At 71.2% G+C, this 17,666-nt stretch carries 23 protein-coding genes; 12 read left to right on the forward strand and 11 right to left on the reverse strand.

The window, feature by feature from the left end; translation table 11 throughout:
- Window positions 1-62 precede the first annotated feature (62 nt).
- A complete protein-coding gene (locus tag ABEA33_RS07930; protein WP_345526195.1) occupies window positions 63-191 on the forward strand; it encodes a hypothetical protein in 129 nt (42 codons plus the stop codon).
- Here ABEA33_RS07930 and ABEA33_RS07935 read toward each other — a convergent pair.
- Complete coding sequence (locus tag ABEA33_RS07935) at window positions 176-1,003, reverse strand: ceramidase domain-containing protein (RefSeq protein ID WP_345526196.1); 828 nt, start codon at window positions 1,001-1,003, stop codon at window positions 176-178. The two genes, ABEA33_RS07930 and ABEA33_RS07935, sit on opposite strands and share 16 nt — an antisense overlap.
- A gap of 385 nt (window positions 1,004-1,388) precedes the next feature.
- Here ABEA33_RS07935 and ABEA33_RS07940 point away from each other — a divergent pair, with 385 nt between their 5' ends.
- Window positions 1,389-2,429, forward strand: a complete 1,041-nt coding sequence (locus ABEA33_RS07940) for an HNH endonuclease signature motif containing protein (protein WP_345526197.1) — start codon at window positions 1,389-1,391, stop codon at window positions 2,427-2,429.
- A gap of 336 nt (window positions 2,430-2,765) precedes the next feature.
- On the opposite strand, the gene ABEA33_RS07945 is transcribed toward ABEA33_RS07940, so the two are convergent.
- Window positions 2,766-2,939, reverse strand: coding sequence for a hypothetical protein (locus tag ABEA33_RS07945; protein WP_345526198.1), 174 nt, complete (start codon window positions 2,937-2,939; stop codon window positions 2,766-2,768).
- 164 nt (window positions 2,940-3,103) lie between these two features.
- Entirely contained in the window at window positions 3,104-3,502 is a 399-nt protein-coding gene (locus ABEA33_RS07950) for an FAD synthase family protein (protein ID WP_345526200.1), read from the reverse strand.
- A 45-nt stretch (window positions 3,503-3,547) separates the two neighbouring features.
- On the opposite strand from ABEA33_RS07950, the gene ABEA33_RS07955 reads away from it, so the two are divergent.
- Both ABEA33_RS07955 and ABEA33_RS07960 read left to right on the forward strand, forming a co-directional pair.
- Entirely contained in the window at window positions 3,548-4,813 is a 1,266-nt protein-coding gene (locus tag ABEA33_RS07955) for a DUF445 domain-containing protein (RefSeq protein ID WP_345526202.1), read from the forward strand.
- Window positions 4,814-4,830: 17 nt separating this feature from the next.
- Window positions 4,831-5,076 carry an RNA-binding S4 domain-containing protein gene (locus tag ABEA33_RS07960; RefSeq protein ID WP_345526203.1) on the forward strand — a complete coding sequence of 82 codons (246 nt, stop codon included), beginning with the start codon at window positions 4,831-4,833 and terminating at the stop codon, window positions 5,074-5,076.
- Between the two features lie 27 nt (window positions 5,077-5,103).
- On the opposite strand, the gene ABEA33_RS07965 is transcribed toward ABEA33_RS07960, so the two are convergent.
- Window positions 5,104-5,472, reverse strand: a complete 369-nt coding sequence (locus tag ABEA33_RS07965; protein ID WP_345526205.1) for an FKBP-type peptidyl-prolyl cis-trans isomerase — start codon at window positions 5,470-5,472, stop codon at window positions 5,104-5,106.
- Window positions 5,473-5,577: 105 nt separating this feature from the next.
- On the opposite strand from ABEA33_RS07965, the gene ABEA33_RS07970 reads away from it, so the two are divergent.
- The gene (locus ABEA33_RS07970; RefSeq protein WP_345526207.1) at window positions 5,578-6,615 is read left to right on the forward strand and encodes a PP2C family protein-serine/threonine phosphatase; all 1,038 of its coding nucleotides are present in this window, start codon (window positions 5,578-5,580) and stop codon (window positions 6,613-6,615) included.
- A gap of 6 nt (window positions 6,616-6,621) precedes the next feature.
- On the opposite strand, the gene ABEA33_RS07975 is transcribed toward ABEA33_RS07970, so the two are convergent.
- Both ABEA33_RS07975 and hisN read right to left on the reverse strand, forming a co-directional pair.
- Complete coding sequence (locus ABEA33_RS07975; protein ID WP_345526209.1) at window positions 6,622-7,053, reverse strand: CBS domain-containing protein; 432 nt, start codon at window positions 7,051-7,053, stop codon at window positions 6,622-6,624.
- 38 nt (window positions 7,054-7,091) lie between these two features.
- Window positions 7,092-7,955: a histidinol-phosphatase gene (gene hisN / locus ABEA33_RS07980; RefSeq protein ID WP_345526302.1), complete on the reverse strand. Its 864-nt coding sequence runs from the start codon at window positions 7,953-7,955 to the stop codon at window positions 7,092-7,094.
- Window positions 7,956-8,008: 53 nt separating this feature from the next.
- Here hisN and ABEA33_RS07985 point away from each other — a divergent pair, with 53 nt between their 5' ends.
- Window positions 8,009-8,440, forward strand: coding sequence for a DUF2231 domain-containing protein (locus ABEA33_RS07985; protein WP_345526211.1), 432 nt, complete (start codon window positions 8,009-8,011; stop codon window positions 8,438-8,440).
- Here the strand turns inward: ABEA33_RS07985 and rsgA are convergent.
- The 4 genes from rsgA to ABEA33_RS08005 all read right to left on the reverse strand — a co-directional run bounded on the left by rsgA (window position 8,437) and on the right by ABEA33_RS08005 (window position 12,720).
- Window positions 8,437-9,426, reverse strand: coding sequence for a ribosome small subunit-dependent GTPase A (gene rsgA / locus ABEA33_RS07990; RefSeq protein WP_345526212.1), 990 nt, complete (start codon window positions 9,424-9,426; stop codon window positions 8,437-8,439). The genes ABEA33_RS07985 and rsgA overlap by 4 nt on opposite strands.
- Before the next feature lie 10 nt (window positions 9,427-9,436).
- Window positions 9,437-10,705: a 3-phosphoshikimate 1-carboxyvinyltransferase gene (aroA, locus tag ABEA33_RS07995; protein WP_345526213.1), complete on the reverse strand. Its 1,269-nt coding sequence runs from the start codon at window positions 10,703-10,705 to the stop codon at window positions 9,437-9,439.
- A gap of 74 nt (window positions 10,706-10,779) precedes the next feature.
- Window positions 10,780-11,304, reverse strand: coding sequence for a DoxX family protein (locus ABEA33_RS08000; RefSeq protein WP_345526214.1), 525 nt, complete (start codon window positions 11,302-11,304; stop codon window positions 10,780-10,782).
- 9 nt (window positions 11,305-11,313) lie between these two features.
- On the reverse strand, window positions 11,314-12,720 hold the full coding sequence (locus tag ABEA33_RS08005; protein ID WP_345526215.1) for a sigma-70 family RNA polymerase sigma factor: 1,407 nt from the start codon (window positions 12,718-12,720) through the stop codon (window positions 11,314-11,316).
- Between the two features lie 116 nt (window positions 12,721-12,836).
- Here ABEA33_RS08005 and ABEA33_RS08010 point away from each other — a divergent pair, with 116 nt between their 5' ends.
- The 6 genes from ABEA33_RS08010 (at window position 12,837) to ABEA33_RS08035 (ending at window position 17,416) form a co-directional block, all read left to right on the forward strand.
- Complete coding sequence (locus ABEA33_RS08010; protein WP_345526216.1) at window positions 12,837-13,568, forward strand: hypothetical protein; 732 nt, start codon at window positions 12,837-12,839, stop codon at window positions 13,566-13,568.
- Between the two features lie 287 nt (window positions 13,569-13,855).
- A complete protein-coding gene (locus ABEA33_RS08015; RefSeq protein ID WP_345526218.1) occupies window positions 13,856-14,623 on the forward strand; it encodes an SOS response-associated peptidase in 768 nt (255 codons plus the stop codon).
- Complete coding sequence (locus tag ABEA33_RS08020; RefSeq protein WP_345526220.1) at window positions 14,620-15,276, forward strand: alpha/beta hydrolase family protein; 657 nt, start codon at window positions 14,620-14,622, stop codon at window positions 15,274-15,276. Before ABEA33_RS08015 ends, ABEA33_RS08020 begins: the two co-directional genes overlap by 4 nt.
- A gap of 92 nt (window positions 15,277-15,368) precedes the next feature.
- Window positions 15,369-16,016 (forward strand): sigma-70 family RNA polymerase sigma factor, encoded by a 648-nt coding sequence (locus ABEA33_RS08025; protein WP_345526222.1) that lies wholly within the window; start codon window positions 15,369-15,371, stop codon window positions 16,014-16,016.
- Window positions 16,013-16,288 (forward strand): mycothiol system anti-sigma-R factor, encoded by a 276-nt coding sequence (gene rsrA, locus ABEA33_RS08030; protein ID WP_345526223.1) that lies wholly within the window; start codon window positions 16,013-16,015, stop codon window positions 16,286-16,288. Before ABEA33_RS08025 ends, rsrA begins: the two co-directional genes overlap by 4 nt.
- A 117-nt stretch (window positions 16,289-16,405) precedes the next feature.
- Window positions 16,406-17,416 carry a superoxide dismutase gene (locus ABEA33_RS08035; protein WP_345526224.1) on the forward strand — a complete coding sequence of 337 codons (1,011 nt, stop codon included), beginning with the start codon at window positions 16,406-16,408 and terminating at the stop codon, window positions 17,414-17,416.
- Window positions 17,417-17,474: 58 nt separating this feature from the next.
- On the opposite strand, the gene ABEA33_RS27435 is transcribed toward ABEA33_RS08035, so the two are convergent.
- The gene (locus ABEA33_RS27435; protein ID WP_371863162.1) at window positions 17,475-17,549 is read right to left on the reverse strand and encodes a 50S ribosomal protein bL37; all 75 of its coding nucleotides are present in this window, start codon (window positions 17,547-17,549) and stop codon (window positions 17,475-17,477) included.
- Window positions 17,550-17,666: the final 117 nt, after the last annotated feature.

Raw genomic sequence — 17,666 nt, forward strand, 5'->3', positions numbered from 1 at the left:
CGAGGAGGAGCACCACGTCATCGCCGGCATGCTCGACGGCGTCGACCGGGCTGGTCGCCGTGGTGTCTGAGGCAGATGGCCTGGCGCGGCTGCGCGAGGCGGTCGACCTGCTGTCGGACACGATGGCCTCGCACCTGTCCTACGAGGAGACCCAGCTGGTCGAGCCGCTGGCCCGCTACGGCTTCCACTGAGCCGACCACTCGCTCGCCCAGAGCCGGAACAACAGGTACGCCGAGGCGGCGTCGAGCAGGTGCCAGGCAGCGTGCCCCTGGAGCAGGGAGTCTGGGTCGCACCACACGGACTTGGTGACGTTCCAGATCGCGAAGGCGACCAGGATCGCGCCGAGAGCCGCCGCTCCCCAGCCAAGATCAGTGCGGGGCTCGGTGCGGGGCGCGGTGGCCGGGGCTCGACCGGCGCGGAGCCAGAGTCGGATCTCGAGGACCACCGCGGAGAGCAGCAGTGCCGCGAAGGCAACGTTGCCGGCCTGCTCCACGACCGGCAACGTGCCGTCGTACAGGCCGATGAGCTCGCAGGCCGCCACGAACAGCAGGAAGAGCTGCGCGAACAGCACCCGCCCCTGCCGCACCCATCGCATCAGCGCGTAGGCAGCGGCGAACGCGGCGACGAGATACATGCTGAGCAGGTCCAGGTCGCCGCCGTGCTCGGCCTGGGTCGCGTGCATCGCCGCGCTTGCGGGTCCGAGGATGACCACGACGCAGGCGTACGCCGTCGCCAGCCCGTCGTGCTGCGAGAGGACGTCGCCGAGCTGGTCGCGCCGCCCCACCCGCCACGCCACCAGGAGGCCGGCGCCGACGAACCCCAGGTTGGAGAACGAGTTCGCCGGCTGCTTCACCCACCCGTCGCGCGCGGCCTCGCAGAAGTTCGCGCCCCGCCCCACGTCCGGCCCCAGCCATCCGTTGCCGACGGCGAGCACGAGGAGCCCGGTCGACACCACTGCCGTGAGTGCGGCGTACGCCAGCGGGCGCAGAGACCGGGTCGGCATGTGCCGACCCTAGGGTTCCTGGTGGTCGAGGTGTGAGGGCCGCCGGGCCCGAGCCTCGAAACCACCACCAGCGTGGGCCACTTGTCGTCCACAAGCCTGCTTGCGGCAGCGTTGTCCACTGGTCGACGGCGCCGGGATGCGGGCGCCGGTCGCAGGGGGTTGGCTGGACCCATGACCGCGATCGCAGTCCCGAGACACCGAGTGTCGGTGGCGGTCGCGCACGCACACACCGAGCTGGACGCCGTGGCGGACGCGTCGGTGTGGTCGATGGATGCTGCTGAGACCGCGACGACTTTGGTGGAGGTCACCCGGTTGAAGTCGCGGGTGGTTGAGCTCGAAGCCCGGGTCGTGGCGCACGCCGACGAGCTGCAGGTCGGGCCAGGAGGTGGGTGCCACGTCGACGGCGAACTGGCTGGCGCACACGGTGAAGGAGACCCGTCCGGCGGCTGCCCGGACGGTCCGGCTCGGGTACGACCTGGCCACGCACGACCTGGTCCGGGCCGCGTTGGCGCGCGGGGATCTGCGGGTCGAGCAGGCCCAGGTGATCATCCGCGCGGTCGAGGCTCTGCCCGAGGGCCTGGGCCCGGACCTGGTGATCAGGGCCGAGCGGCACCTGGTCGCCGCGGCGCAGGAGCACGACGCCCGCACGTTGAGGATCCTCGGACGCCGGCTGCTGGAGGTGGTGGCGCCGGACCTGGCGGATGCCCATGAGGCCGACCTGCTCGAGAGGGAGGAGGCCAAGGCGGCGCAGGCGGCCCGGTTGACGATGACCGACGACGGGCACGGCAAGACCTACGGTCGGTTCACCCTCCCGACGGCGCAGGCCGCCAGGTTGCGGAAGATGCTGCTGGCGATCGCCGCTCCGAAGCACCAGGCCGCCACCCACGGAGCGGGCGCAGGTGTGGTGCGCCGGCCGGGGCCGGAGCGGCTGGGGAGGGCGTTGGCCGAGCTCATCGAACGCATCTCGGCGAAGGACCTGCCGAAGGTCGGCGGCACCGACGCCACCATCGTGGTCACCATCGACCTCGACACCCTCACCGGGAAGCTGGCGAAGGCAGGGGTCCTCGACACCGGCGACCGGATCAGCCCCGGACAGGCCCGCCGGCTCGCGTGCACCGCCCGGATCATCCCCGTCGTCCTCGACGGCGAGTCTCAGGTCCTTGATGTGGGCCGTGCCCGCCGGCTCTTCACCAAGGCCCAGCTGCTCGCGATGGCCCTGAGCGACGGCGGCTGTGTCGCCGACGGCTGTGACTGGCCACCCTGGATGTGCCACGCACACCACTGGCAGCGATGGGCCGACGGAGGACCCACCGACCTCCACAACGGCGGACTCCTCTGCCCGAGACACCACGCCCGAGCACACGACCCCACCTACGAGACGACCCATCACCCCAGCGGCAGGGTCAGCTTCCACCGCAGGTGCTAGGTCGGAAAGTCGCGCCAACCGCGAGGGATGGTTCGAGCGTTCAGTTGGCGAGAGGTTGCTGATGGGCGTCACCCGCGCCGTGCTGGTAGCAGTGCTCGTGCTGCCGTTGACGGCCTGCACCTCGAACGAGCCGATCCCGAAGGCCGAGCCCGAAGTCACGACGGAGCCGGCTTCTCCGACCGCAGCGGACACGCCGACCGTGCCTGCCCAGCAGCCGGCCTGGGACCCGCCCAGCTGCGACCAGGGCGATCGCAGTCGCGCGGGAGATGTCGCGAGCCGGGTTGCGGTAGTCCGACGACAGGGACGTGACGACCTCCCAACCGGCGAGCGCCCAGATCAGCAGCGCGGCCGCCGACCGATCGCGGCCCACCCGTGCGGCGCGAACGGCGTCAGGTTGGCGGCGCTGGCGTGGGGGAGTGAGACCAGGGTCGCGACCAGCAGTAGCACGGCGAGCGTCGCGGCGATGACTGGCTGGACCCGGCCGGAGACGCGCACGCCGTACCAGTTCATGATCGCGACCGTGCCGATCAGCAGCCCGGACGTGGGCAGCTGGGTCTGCCGACCACTGCCGAGGCTGTCCGCGACGTACGCCCCGGCGAAGCCCGCGGCCGCGGGAGCGCCGAGCGGGATCGCGAAGTTGGGCCATTCCGGGCCCGTCTGGATGGGCCGATCCGCTAATTGCCGCCGGAGATCTTCTCGATCAGCGCGGTCGTGGAGATCGCCGGCGTACGGGTCAGGTAGACGACCTCGCAGATGTCCTTGAACTCGTCGAACCGGCCCTCCCAGTCGTCGCCCATGACGAGCACGTCGGCGGCGTACTGCTGGATGTATTCGCGCTTGAGCTCGAGGCTCTCCTCGACGAACACCTCGCTCACCGGCTTGAGCGCGGCCACGATCGCGAGGCGCTCGCCCTGGCTGAAGACGGGTTCGCGGCCCTTCTTGCGCATGTTGAGCTCGTCGGCGGATACCCCGACCACCAGGCGGTCGCCGAGGGCGGCCGCGCGCTCGATCACCCGGAGGTGCCCGACGTGGAACACGTCGAACGTGCCGAAGGTGATGACCGTGCGTGACATGCCACGGATTCTTTCACGCCCACTCCTAGGGAAGGATGGCGGGAGATGGCTGCCACCCTCACGATGATCACGCCCGACTCCGGTGCCGACGAGCGCCGGCGTCGGGGCCTGCGCCGGATGCGCACGGTCGCTGTCAGCCTGCTGGTCCTGGCCGCGGTCGTGTACGTCGCGACGCTCGGCCAGGACGGGTTCTGGGGCTTCGTCAACGCGGGCGCGGAGGCCTCGATGGTGGGTGCGATCGCGGACTGGTTCGCCGTCACGGCGCTCTTCAAGCACCCGCTCGGGCTGCCGATCCCGCACACCGCGCTGATCCCGAAGCGCAAGGACGAGCTGGGCCGCTCGCTCGAGGAGTTCGTGGGCGAGAACTTCCTCCAGGAGGAGATCATCCGAGACCGCGCCGCGGCCGCGACGATCTCGCTGCGGGTGGGCCGCTGGCTCGCCGTACCCGAGCATGCGCGGCGGGCCGTCGACGAGGTCGCCGAGGTCGCTGGCGCCGCGCTCGGCCGGATCCGCGAGGAGCACGTCGAGGAGCTGGTGCGCGACGTATTGGTGCCGCGCTTCCACGCTGAGCCGATTTCGCCGCTCATCGGAAGTCTCCTGGAGGAGACTGTCCGCGACGACCTGCACCACGGGCTGGTCGACCTCGCCCTCGACGAGCTCTACGCCTGGCTGGTGGCCAACCCGGAGGCGGTGGCCGAGATCCTGGGGGAGCGCGCGCCGTGGTGGGCGCCGACCCGGGTCAACGACGCCGTCATCTCCCGGCTGCACCGCGAGCTGGTCAACTGGGTCGAGGACATCCGCGAGGACCCGCGCCACCACGCGCGGCAGGCGCTGGACTCGATGCTCGCCAAGCTCGCCGATGACCTGCTGCACGACTCCGCGACCCAGGTGCGCACCGAGCGCCTCAAGGAGCGGCTGCTCGACCAGCCCCAGATCGTCGCCTCTGGCGTGTCGCTCTGGAACGCCCTGCGCCGCAGCCTCCAGGCCTCCCTCGCCGACGCCGACGGCCCGCTCCGCACCCGCCTGGTGGCCGAGACCGCCGCCTTCGCCGAGCGCCTGCTCGCCGACGAGAAGCTCCGCGCCCGGATCGACGGCCTCGCCGCCGACGCCGCGGTGTACGCCGTCGACAGGTACGGCGCCGAGATCACCGCGGTCATCACCCACACCGTCGACCGCTGGGACGGCAAGGAGGCCGCCAGCCGGATCGAGCTCCAGGTCGGCCGCGACCTCCAGTTCATCCGGATCAACGGCACCATCGTCGGTGGGCTGGTCGGGGTGCTGATCCACACGGTGTCGGTGCTCCTCACGTGAGAGAGCACAATGAGCGCATGTCCGAGCCGTACGACGTAGCCATCCGCGACCAGTCGATCCGACTCGGCCAGTTCCTCAAGCTCGCCAACCTGGTCGAGAGCGGGGCGGAGGCCAAGCCCGTCATCCAGGACGGGCAGGTGACGGTCAACGGCGAGGTCGAGACCAGGCGGGGACGTCAGCTGGTGATGGGTGACGTGGTCACCCTCGGCTCCCAGTCGGCGCGGGTGGCAGACGAGAGCGCGGACGACGGGCTGCCCTGGTAGGTAGCCCGCCGCCGGAAGAGTCTGAACTCAGGAGACGCCGATCAGGTCGACGACGAAGATCAGCGTCTCGCCGGGCTTGATGGCGCCGCCGGCGCCGCGGTCGCCGTACCCGAGGTGCGGCGGGATGACGAGCTGGCGGCGGCCGCCGACCTTCATGCCCTGCACGCCCTGGTCCCAGCCGGCGATGACCTGGCCGATGCCGAGGCGGAACTGCAGCGGAGCGCCGCGGTTGTACGACGCGTCGAACTCCTCGCCGGTGGAGTGGGCGACGCCGACGTAGTGCACGGAGACGGTCGAGCCGGCGGTGGCCTCGTCGCCACCGCCCTCGGTGATCTCGGTGACGACGAGGTCGGCGGGCGGGTCGAAGTCGGGGAAGTCGATCTCGGGCTTGTCCATGACGTCCACCCTAACCAGCGCGTAGGTCACCCCATCCGGGTGACCCGAGCGGCGGGATCGGAGGTTGTCGGCTCGCCGTGACACCCGAACTGCCACACTTCGGGGGTGAACCCCCTCCCACATCCGGGTCGCCTGGACCTCGGACTCGTCAGCGGATTCTCGGTGCTGGCCGTCCTGACCTTCATCTCGGTCACGTGGGACATCCAGCTCACGACTGCGATGGTCGCGGCGCCGATTGTGGCCTCGTTCATGACGAACGCCGGCCGGACCGCGATCGTGGCCGGCGCCGCGATCGCCCTCTCGGCGGTGGGCGGCAGCTGGCTCGACGTGCCCTACACCTTCGACTACTGGTTCCGGGTCGCCATCTGCGCGTCGCTCGCGGGACTGGCGGTGCTCTCGGCGCTGCTCCGCGACCGTCGTGAGTCCCGGCTGCAGCGGATGACCGTGATCGCCGAGACGGCCCAGCGTGCGGTCCTGCGTGCGATGCCGAACTCCATCGGCTCGGTCGGTCTCGCCGCCCGCTACGTCTCCGCGTCCGCCGAGGCGCTGGTGGGCGGTGACCTCTACGAGGTGGCGGCCACTCCGTTCGGCGTACGCGTCATCGTCGGCGACGTCCGTGGCAAGGGTCTCGAGGCGGTGCAGACCGCTGCCACGGTGCTCGGCGCATTCCGGGCCGCGGCCTTCACCGAGCCCGACCCGGCCGCTCTCACCAGGAGCATCGACGACACGCTGTCACGGATGCTCGACGACGAGGAGTTCGTCACCGCCATCGTCGGCGAGTTCCAGGGCGACCGGGTGACCATTGCCAACTGCGGTCACCACCCGCCGATCCTGGTCGGGGCCGACGGCGCGGCCGAGATCTCCACCGGCGAGCCGACAGTGCCTCTCGGCCTGGGCTCCGTGCCCGAGCTCAGCGAGCACGCCTGGCCGGCGGGCTCCCGGATGCTGTTCTTCACCGACGGGCTGGTCGAGGCCCGCGACGGGACCGGCGAGTTCTTCCCGCTCGCGGAGTACGCCGACGAGCTCCGTGACGGCACGGTCGAGGAGGCGCTGGACCGCCTGGTCGCGCGGCTGCTGGCGTACGCCGGCCAGGAGATGAACGACGACATGGCGCTCGTCCTCGCGGAGCGCACCGGCGCCTAGTCAGGCTCAGATCTGGTGTACGTAGCTGTCCAGCTGGTCGCGCTCGAACTCCAGCTGGTCGATGCGGTGCTTGACCACGTCGCCGATGCTGATGATCCCGACCAACCTGCCGTCGTGGACCACGGGCACATGCCGGATCCGGCGCTCGGTCATGGTCTTCATCAGCTCGTCGACGTTGGTGTCCTGGTCGCAGGTCTCCACGGCCGCGGTCATGATCCTGGCGACGGTGTTGTCGATGACGGTGCCGTCGGTGTGGAGGTGTCGGACGACGTCGCGCTCGCTGACGATCCCCTCGAGCGTGGCGCCGTCGGTGCTGACGATCAGGGCGCCGACGTTGTGCTCGGCGAGCTTGGCGACCAGCTCGCGCACGCCGGCCTCGGGACTAATCGTGATGACCTCATGACGGGTCTTGGCGTTGAGCACGTCACCGATTCGCATGTCACGACGGTACTCGTGACCGGGGTCACGCGTACAGATCAGTCTCGGCGGTGCAGCCGGAGGTCCGACACCGAACCCGGGCCGGTCCGTCGCGAGTCGGGGTCGTCGTCGTCATCGGGCAGCGAGCCGAGGAACGACAGGGCCGCCTCGTGCAGGTGCCCGTTGGACGCCAGCGCGTTGCCGCCGAACGGTCCGTCCGTGCCGTCGAGCGACGTGAACCGTCCACCCGCCTCGCGCACAATGATGTCGAGGGCGGCCATGTCGTAGACCTCGAGCTCGGGCTCGGCGGCGATGTCGACGGCACCCTCGGCGAGCAGCATGTAGGACCAGAAGTCGCCGTACGCCCGGGTCCGCCAGCAGCGCCGCATCAACGACTCGAAGTCGTCGAGGCGGTCGCGCTCGTCCCAGCCGGAGAGCGAGGAGTACGACAGCGAGGCGTCCTCGAGCCGGCGTACGTCGGAGACCTGGCACCGGACCGCCTTGAGCAGCGAGCGGCCGGTCCAGGCGCCGTTGCCCTTCGACGCCCACCACCGGCGCTGCAGCAGGGGAGCGGAGACGACGCCGAGCACGACCTCGTCGTCGACGGCCAGGGAGATCAGGGTCGCCCAGACCGGGACGCCGCGGACGAAGTTCTTGGTGCCGTCGATCGGGTCGATGATCCAGCGGCGCTGGCTGTGCCCGCTCGAGCCCTGCTCCTCGCCGGTGATGGCGTCGCGCGAGCGGGCCCGGGACAACGTACGGCGGATGCTCTCCTCGACCGCCTGGTCGGCGTCCGTCACCGGTGTGAGGTCCGGCTTGCTCATCACGTGCAGGTCGAGCGCCTTGAACCGGCTCTCGCTGATCGAGTCGGCGTCGTCAGCCAGGACGTGCGCGAGGCGCAGGTCGTCGGTGTAGTCCGTCAGTTTGTTCGGCACGGCCTCACACTATTCTCATCAACCTGGTGCAACCTTCACCTATGGAGATCAACGGACTCCCGTTGCACCCGCTGGTGGTGCACGCGGCGGTCATCTTCGGACCGATCGCCGCTCTGGTGGCGCTGGCGTTCCTCGTGCCCCGATGGCGGTTGAAGCTGCGCTGGCCGATGGTCGGCCTCGCCGTGATCGCCACGCTGTCGATCGTCGCGGCGTACCTCACCGGCAACGACTTCCTCCAGCACAAGCCCGAGCTGCGGACCAGCCCGCAGGTGCAGACCCACGAGGACCGGGCCCGCCAGCTGCTGTGGGTGACCATCGCCTTCGGCGTCATCGCGCTGGTCTCCGGCTGGTTCGCCACCCGCACCGGGGCACTCCGCGTCGTGCTCGACGTGCTGCTCGGCGTCGTGTCGGTCGCCCTGCTCGTGCTGGTGTTCCTCACCGGCGAGGCCGGTGCCCGGGCGGTCTGGGGTTAGTAGAGCGGTTCGCTCCGGGCCGCCAGCAACCGGCGGAACGACTCCACCCGCAGCGGGTCGGCGGTGCCGGACTCCACGGCCTCGTCGAGACCGCACTCCGGCTCGTCGGTGCCGTGGGTGCAGCCGCGCGGGCAGTCCTCGGTCATCTCGTCGAGGTCGGGGAAGGCCTCGATCAGCCGCTCCGGCTGCACGTGCGCGAGCCCGAACGACCGGATGCCGGGGGTGTCGATGATCCACCCCGAGTCGTCAGGCAGCTCGAGCATGAACGCCGACGTCGACGTGTGCCGGCCACGCCCGGTGACCGCGTTGACGTGCCCGACGTCGCGGTAGGCGGTCGGCACCAGCGCGTTGACCAGGGTGGACTTGCCGACCCCGCTCGAGCCCACCATCACGCTGATCTTGCCGTGCAGCCGATCGCGCAGCTCGGCCAGGTCGCCGCCGCGCTGGGTGACCACCCACGGGACCCCGAGGGAGCGGTAGGTGACCAGCAACGTCTCCGGGTCGGCGAGGTCCGACTTGGTGAGGCACAACAGCGGCTGCATGCCCGCGTCGTACGCCGCCACCAGGGCGCGGTCGATCAGCCGCGGCTGGGGTTCGGGGTCGGCCAGAGCGGTCACCACGACCAGCTGCTCGGCGTTGGACACGATGACGCGCTCGACAGGGTCGTCGTCGTCCGCCGTACGACGCAGCGTGGTCACCCGCTCGCGCACCTCGACGATCCGGGCCAGCGAGCCGTCGTCGCCCGTCGTGTCGCCGACGACCCGCACGCGGTCGCCGACCACGACGCCCTTGCGGCCCAAGGGGCGTGCCTTCATGGCCATCACCTTGTGGCCGTCGAGGAGCAGCGTGTAGCGGCCGCGGTCGACGGTCACGACGACACCGTCCACGGCGTCGTCATAGGTGGGGCGGTCCTTGGTGCGCGGACGGGTACGCCGACGGGGACGGTCGTAGTGCTCGACGTCCTGGTCGGAGTACCGGCCCGTCATCGGCGCGCACTCATGGGGAGAGGAGCCCGGACCAGAAGCCGGCGAAGTCGGGGAAGGTCTTGGCCGTCGTGCCGACGTTCTCGACCTGGATCCCGTCGACGGCAGCCCCGACGATCACGGCGGCGTGGGCCATCCGGTGATCGGCGTACGTGTGGAACACCCCGCCGTGCAGGGGAGCGGGCCGCAGGCTGAGGCCGTCGGCGTGCTCGGTCACGTCGGCACCGAGTGCACCGAGCTCGGTGGCCAGTGCGGCGAGCCGGTCGGTCTCGTGGCCGCGGATGTGGCCGATGCCGCGCAGGTGCGACGGCGACTCGGCGAGCGCGCAGAGTGCGGCGATCGCCGGGGTGAGCTCGCCGACGTCGTGCAGGTCGACGTCGATGCCCTGCAGAGCCCCCGAGCCGGTGACCCGCAGGCCGTCGTCGTCGAGCTCGACCGTGCAGCCCATCTCGGTGAGGATCCCGCGCAGCGCGTCGCCGGCCTGGGTGGTCGCGTGCGGCCAGTCGCGCACGGTCACCGATCCGCCGGAGACCGCGGCCAGCGCCAGGAACGGCGCGGCGTTGGAGAGGTCGGGCTCGATCAGGTGGTCGACGGCCTTCACCGGTCCCGGCGCCACTCGCCAGCGGTTCGCGTCCGCGTCGTCGACCTCCACGCCGTGCTCGCGCAGCATCGCGATCGTCATGTCGATGTGCGGGAGGGAGGGCACAGGCTTGCCGTCGTGGCGTACGTCGACGCCCGCGTCGTACCGTGCCCCGGCCAGCAGCAGCGCGGAGACGAACTGCGAGGACGCCGAGGCATCGACCACGACCGTGCCGCCCGGCACCGAGCCGGCGCCGTGGACCGTGAAGGGCAGGGCGTCGCCCTGGATCGAGACGCCGAGGTCGCGCAGTGCCGACAAGACCTGACCGATGGGTCGCTGCCGCATGTGCTCGTCGCCGTCGAAGGAGACCAGCGACGTGCCGAGCCCGGCGATCGGCGGCACGAACCGCATGACGGTGCCCGCCAGCCCGCAGTCCACGACGGCGTCCCGGTCGAAGGCACCCGGGGTCACGACCCAGTCGTCGCCGGACGTGTCGACGGTCGAGCCGAGCGACGTGAGCGCCGCCGCCATCAGCGATGTGTCGCGTGAACGCAGCGCCCGGCGTACGACGGACGGGCCGTCGGCGATGGCCGCCAGGATCAGCGCGCGGTTGGTGATCGACTTGCTGCCGGGCAGGGTGACGACGGCGTCCACGGGGTGCACGGCGCGTGGGGCCGGCCACAGGTCAGGGCTGCTCGTCACCCGCGACAGCCTAGTGGGGGCACGGCCCGGGACGACCGGGCGTCAGCCGATTCGAGGCTCAGCCGATTCGAGGCTCAGCCGATTCGGGCCCGGGCGAGCTTGGCCTCGCGCCGGGCGTCGTGGGCCAGGCGCTTCGCCTCGCGGCGGGCGTCGCGTACGCCGTGCCGGGCTCGCCAGGCGACTCCCGGCTTCCCCTCGGTGTCGCCCGCGGCGATGATCAGGCCACCCACGACGGAGACGTTCTTGAAGAAGTGCAGCTTCTGCTGGGTGCGCTGGGCCGGGTCCTGGACCTCCCAGAACCGGTGCCCCGCCGCGGTTGTCGGGATCAGCGACGCGGCGAGCACGGCCGCCGACAGGCGCGGTGCACGGCCGGTGGCCAGGGCCAGCCCGGCTGCGATCTGGACGCCGGCGTTGATCTTCACCAAGGTCTCGGGGTTCTCCGGGATCGGGACGCCGGCCTTCTTGGCCAGCGGCACGACCTTGTCGGTGACCGGAGCGGCCTTGGCGGCGGACGCGGAGGCGTTCTTGAGGGCGGTGGCGGCGCCGACGACGAAGATCGATGCGAGCATCGGGCGGGCGATGAGTCTGCTGACGGTCATGCTTCGTGTTTACCCCGCAGGTGGCAACGGCACGCCCACCGTGGTCTTCGGAATGACCGTGACGCCGATCAGGCCGAGCTCGATCCCGACCTCGAGGCCGCCCGGACCCGCCGAGACGTCAGCGCTCAGGTCGACGAGGGGTGGCCGGGACGGCTGCTCGACCGGTGGCCGGCTCGGCGGCAGTGGGGGAGGCGAGGGCGGGCTGGTGGGGTCGGCGGTCGGCTCGGTCGACGGCTGGGTGGTCGGTCGGTCCGTGGGGCCTTGCGAGGGCGGGTCCGACGGCAGGTTCGAGGGCGGGCCCGACGGACGGCTCGACGGCCCTGTGGTCGGCCGGCTCGACGCCGCGGTCTGGCCACCTGAGCCCTGGACACCGGTGGCGGGAGCAGAGCGGGCGTGGCGCGGCTCGCGCCGGAGCGGTCGGTCCCCGGTCGGTCGGATCGACTGCGTGTCGGTGATGGCCGGCGGAGCGTCGGCGCTCGGGTCGCCGCCACGGTCCTGGTTGAAGGTGATGACCGAGCCCGCGACGACCGCCGCAGCCGCAGCGCTGGCGACGGCTGCGGTCGGCCCGTGGGCGAGCACGGCGTCGCGGGCTCGCCCGAGGAGCAGGCCCAACCCGGTGGCCGTGACGCTCCCGGTCGAGGCGGCGTACGCCGCCGCGGCACCGCCGAGCAGCAGCGGCGCCAGCACTGCGCGCAGGTTGGAGTTGACCTCGGTGAGCTCGAGGTAGAGCGCGGCGCAGGCGCGGCACTCCTGGAGGTGCTGCTCGACCCGGGCGGCGTCGCGGCGGGAGAGGCCGCCGCGGACGTAGGCGCCGAGCTCGGCGCGAGTGCGTTCGCAGGTGTCGTCGGCGGCGTCGGCGGCGTGCATCGTCAGGTACGCCTGACGCAGGCCCTCGCGCGCCCGGTAGGCGAGCGCGGACACGGCGTTGGGTGTCATCCCGAGCATCGGGGCGACCTCGGCGGGCTTCTGCTCCTCGACTTCGGTGTGCCACAGCACCAGCTGCCAGCGCTCGGGGAGCGAGGCGAAGGCACGGGCGGCGGCCGCGCTCTCGAAGCCCTCGATCGCCGTGTCGCGGAACGGCACCCCCGGGTCGAACGGCGTGAGGTCGTCGGTCGTGTGCAGCCGGGCGGTCGAGCGGATCCGGTCGACGTGCAGCCGGCGTACGGCGGTCAGCAGGTAGGCGCGGAAGGCCAGGTCGGGGCCGCCGCCGCGTTGCAGGACGCCGAGCACCTTGGTGAAGGCCTCGGAGACCAGGTCGTCGACGTCGGGACCGGGGACCAGCTGGCGGCCGAGCCGCCGGGCCGCCTCGACGTGGCGGGCGAAGAGCTCGCCGTACGCCGCGACGTCACCCGCTCGGACGGCTGAGATGAGCTCGGCGTCGCTGGGCTCGTCGAGGGTCGAGACGGAGGGTCCCATGTAGGCCCAACGCGCGAGCGCGTGAAAGGCGACGGATCTTTTTCCGCGGGTCGCGTCATGGCCCGATGTCGACCCCGTCACATCGTCGGCAAGACCGGAACCGAGGGGGAGCCACCGTGGACTGGGACGCGACGCGCAGGCGGAGCGCGACCACGGACGGTCCCGAAGCAGGGCGGGAACTGTCATCGGAGCTGCGAGCGGCACTGCCGCCGCGCTTCGAGGCGGTGGGGGAAGCCCTTGCTTCGGGATCGGGTTCGGTCGCCGCCTGCGAGGTCCTCGGCGGCGTGCTCGCCCGGGACGGCGTCTCGCTCGCCGAGGCGCTCGATGACCTTGCGGCCACCTGGCGGCAGGTGCTCGGCGCCGAGCCGGCCCACGTCGAGCTCCGCGCCCTCGCGGTCGCGTGGAGCGACGCGACGCTCGGCTACGTGCACGGCCTGTCCTGTGCCGACCCGCTGACCGGACTGGCCAGCCTGGCCCACCTGCGGACCTGCATCGGAGATCTCTTCCGCGCCGGCCCAGCCCACGAGACCCATGCGCTGGTGGTCGTGGTCGTCGACGGGGCCCGCGACGTGGAGCAGCTCGGTGAGCCGCTGGCCCGCGCGATGGAGGACGCACAGGTCGGCGCCACCGTCCGGGGCGTCTTTCCCGGCCGCGAGACGATCGGACACATCGCACCCGGCCGCCTCGTCGTGCTGGCCGAGCGCGACCTGCTGCTGCTGCGCCGGGTCGACCTGCTGATGCGGATGCTCGAGAGCGGAGAGCCGCCGCGGCCGCGGGTCTGGATCGAGGGCCTGCCCGACTCCGACCGGTCGGTCACCGTACTGCTCGACGAGCTCACCCGTCTCTGAGCCTGAGGGGCCTGGGTCACAGGGGCATGGGGGACCGGTGGCACCTCAGGTTGCGGGTGTCGAGTGGGTCCTCGGCGCCGACGACGTCATCGTCACCAAGACCGACCTCACCTACGCCAACGAGGTCTTCTGCCAGGTCTCGGCGATGTCCGAGGTCGACCTGCTGGGCAAGCCGCACAACGTCATCCGGCACCCCCCGACATGCCTCGTGCCGTGTTCAGCATGCTGTGGGACTCCGTCGCGAACGGTGATGAGATCTTCGCGTACGTCACCTCTAGAGTGGCCGCATGTGCGGCCGCTACGCGTCGAGTAGGCGCCCCGAAGACCTCCTCGACGAGTTCGACATCGTCGAGAGCCGCATCCAGGACGCCCTCGAGGCCGACTACAACGTGGCGCCGACCAAAGAGGTGTACGCCGTGGTGGAGCGTGCCCCCAAGAGTCCGGCAGCGTCGAAGGACAGCCCGGAGCACCCGGAGCGCCAGCTCCGGGTGCTCACCTGGGGGCTGATCCCGTCGTGGGCGAAGGAGGCCTCGATCGGCAACCGGATGATCAACGCCCGGATGGAGACCCTCGCCGAGAAGCCGGCGTACAAGCGGGCGTTCGCGAAGCGGCGCTGCCTGCTCCCGGCCGACGGCTACTACGAGTGGTATCCGACCGAAGAGCAGACGTTGGCCGGCAAGCCGCGCAAGCAGCCGTTCTTCATCCGGCCGAAGGACCACGGAGTTCTCGCCATGGCCGGCCTCTACGAGATCTGGCGCGACCCCGACCGGGCGGAGGACGACCCGAACCGGTTCCGCTGGACCTGCACGGTGATCACCACCCAGGCCGAGGACTCCGTCGGCCACATCCACGACCGGATGCCGCTGATGGTCGAGCGCGACCGCTGGGATGCCTGGCTCGACCCCCGTGCCGAGGGTGGCCAGCTGCTCGACCTGCTGGTGCCCGCCGCGCCGGGCGCCTTGGAGGCCTACCCGGTCTCGACCCTGGTGAGCAACGTGCGCAACAACGGTCCGGAGCTCCTCGCTCCGCTGCCCCTGGAAGGGGACCCGTCGTGACCACCGACGAGCGTCGGATCGACACTCCGCACGGCGAGGCCCGGATGGTCGTACGCCGGGCCCGCGGGGCCGTCGCCACCTTGCTGCTCAGCCACGGTGCCGGTGGCGGCATCGACAGCCGCGACCTCGTGGCCCTGGGCGACGACCTGCCGCGCAACGGCGTGACCGTCGTACTCCTCGAGCAGCCGTGGAAGGTCGCCGGCCGTAAGGTCGCGACCCCGCCGGCCACGCTCGACGCCGGCCTCGTCGCGGCCGCCAACAAGCTCAAGACCCGCACTCCGCTGGTCGTGGGCGGCCGATCCGCCGGTGCCAGGTCCGCGGCCCGGTGCGCCAAGCAGCTCGGCGCCTCCGGCTGTCTCGCGCTGGCCTTCCCGCTGCACCCGCCCGGCAAGCCCGAGAAGTCGCGCCTGGACGAGCTGCGTGGCGCCCGGGTGCCGACCCTGGTGGTCCAGGGGGAGCGCGACACCTTCGGCCGGCCCGAGGAGTTCCCGACCGATCTCGACCTGGCCGTCGTACCCGCCGCCGACCACGGCTTCAAGGTGCCGGCCCGCTCGGGTGTCACCGAAGCGGAGGCGATGGCGATCATCGTCGAGTCCACGCTGGAGTGGATCTTGCGCGAAGTCACCGGCACCGGCACCGGCACCGGGACCTAGGGACCCTGCCTCGGGAATGAGCAGAGCGTGTGTCGCGTTCCATGAGCATGCAGGCAGTGCTCGAACGCCCCACGGGGCTACTCTGGGAAGCGATGACAGACCCCATTGTGACGACCCCGGAGGTCGTCGAGCCCCCCGTTGACGTGGCCACCGAGTCCGAGGCCGACCGCTCCGCCCGCTTCGAGCGGGACGCGCTGCCGTTCCTCGACCAGCTCTACAGCGCCGCGATGCGGATGACCCGCAACCCGGCCGATGCCGAGGACCTGGTCCAGGAGACGTTCGCCAAGGCGTACTCCTCCTTCCACCAGTTCCGGCCGGGCACCAACCTGAAGGCCTGGCTCTACCGCATCCTGACCAACACCTTCATCAACAACTACCGCAAGAAGCAGCGGCAGCCGCAGCAGTCGATGTCCGAGGACGTCGAGGACTGGCAGCTGCACCGGGCCGAGACGCACGCATCGACCGGTCTGCGCTCCGCCGAGACCGAGGCGCTCGAGCACCTGCCCGACTCCGAGGTCAAGGACGCTCTGCAGCGACTGCCGGAGGAGTTCCGGCTCGCGGTCTACCTCGCCGACGTCGAGGGATTCGCCTACAAGGAGATCGCCGAGATCATGGATACCCCGATCGGCACCGTCATGTCCCGGCTGCACCGGGGCCGGCGCCAGCTGCGTGACCTGCTCTCGGACTACGTCCGCGACAACGACCTCCTGACCGCCGGCCGCGACGGGGGCAAGTCATGAGCCACGACCACAGTGTCGAGCCGTCGGCCAGCGACTGCGCCGAGTTCCTCGACCGGATCGTCTACTTCATCGACAACGAGCTCGACGAAGCCGACTGCTCCGCGGTGCGGGTGCACCTCGACAGCTGCAACCCATGCCTGGAGAAGTACGACCTCCAGCGCACCGTGAAGTCCGTCGTGGCCCGCTCGTGTGCCGAGGTGGCGCCCGACGAGCTGCGCCAGCGAGTGCTCTTCCGGATCCGAGAGGTCCAGGTCCAGATCCGCGAGGGATGAGCGGAGACGCGCGAGCGGCTCCACGTGAGAGCTCGATGAGAGTCGGGCGAGTGCCCTTCTTCGGAGCCTGACTGTCGGTGCACCGTGAGGAAAACCCACCCTCTCGGGAGGCTCCTCATGCTCGCTCGACACTCCGTTCGCCGTGGCGTCGCCCTCGCCGCCACGCTGCTGGTGGCCGCCGGTCTCCAGGCGACGTCGCTCAGCCCGGCCGAGGCCGGACGCGGCGATCACCACCCCAGCGCCGTACCCGACCGGATCGACCTGCCGGACGGCTGGCGTCCCGAGGGCATCACCACCGACGGGAAGCGGCTGTACGTCGGGTCGCTTGCCGACGGCGCGATCTGGGTCGCCGACCCGCGCTCGGGTGAGGGAGAGGTGCTCGCCGAGGGGAGCCCCGGCAGGGTCGCGGTCGGCGTCGAGTACGACCGGCGTCGCGACGTCCTGTGGGTCGCCGGAGGGGCGACCGGCGAGGTCCGTGCCCATGACGCGGACACAGGAGCGCTGCTCGCGACGTACTCGTTCCCGTCGCCGGACGCGGCGCCGCGCTTCCTCAACGACCTCGTCGCGACCACGAGGGGCGTCTACGTGACGGACTCCCGGCACGCCGAGCTCGCGGTCGTACCGCTGGCCCGACGGGACCACCGCGGTCACGACCGCAGGCATGGCCACCACGGGTCCGGGCTCCCGCCGGCCGATGCTGCGCGGGTGCTGCCGCTGACCGGGGACCTCGTGCTCCAGACCGGCAACAACCTCAACGGCATCGTGGACGAGGGGCGTTGGCTGGTCGCTGTCCAGAGCAACGCCGGGAAGCTGCTGCGGATCAGCCCCCGCACGGGCGAGACGACGGAGGTCGACCTGGGCGGCGCGAGTCTCGTCAACGGCGACGGTCTCGAGCCCGGTCGCGGCGTGGTCTACGTGCTCCGCAACCGGGACAACCTGATCGTGCCGGTCCGGCTCCACCGTCGCGCCACGGAGGGCAGCGTGCGAACGGCGATCACCGATCCGGGACTCGACGTCCCGAGCACCGCAGCTCGCCTGCACCACTCGCTGTACGCCGTGAACGCCCGCTTCGCCACGACGCCGACGCCCGCGACGCCGTACTGGATCACCCGCGTCGACCTGCGCTAGCCGTCGAACAGAAGAACCCCCGAACCAGAAGGCTCGGGGGTTCTGTCATGTGATGCGCTCAGGCGTTGGGACGCTTGCCGTGGTTGGCAGCCTTCTTCTTGCGAGCGCGACGCTTGCGGCCGGTCTTGCCCATGATTTTCCTCCTGATCGAAACGAATCGGCCCGGAGGCCAAGGGTCATCCTCTCAAACGCGTCGTCCTGGGGGAAATCGGGATCCGATCGGCATGGGTCTCGACACGCCGGTCGCGAC

The organism is Nocardioides endophyticus (genome assembly GCF_039543845.1).
GTDB classification, from domain to species: Bacteria; Actinomycetota; Actinomycetes; order Propionibacteriales; family Nocardioidaceae; genus Nocardioides; species Nocardioides endophyticus.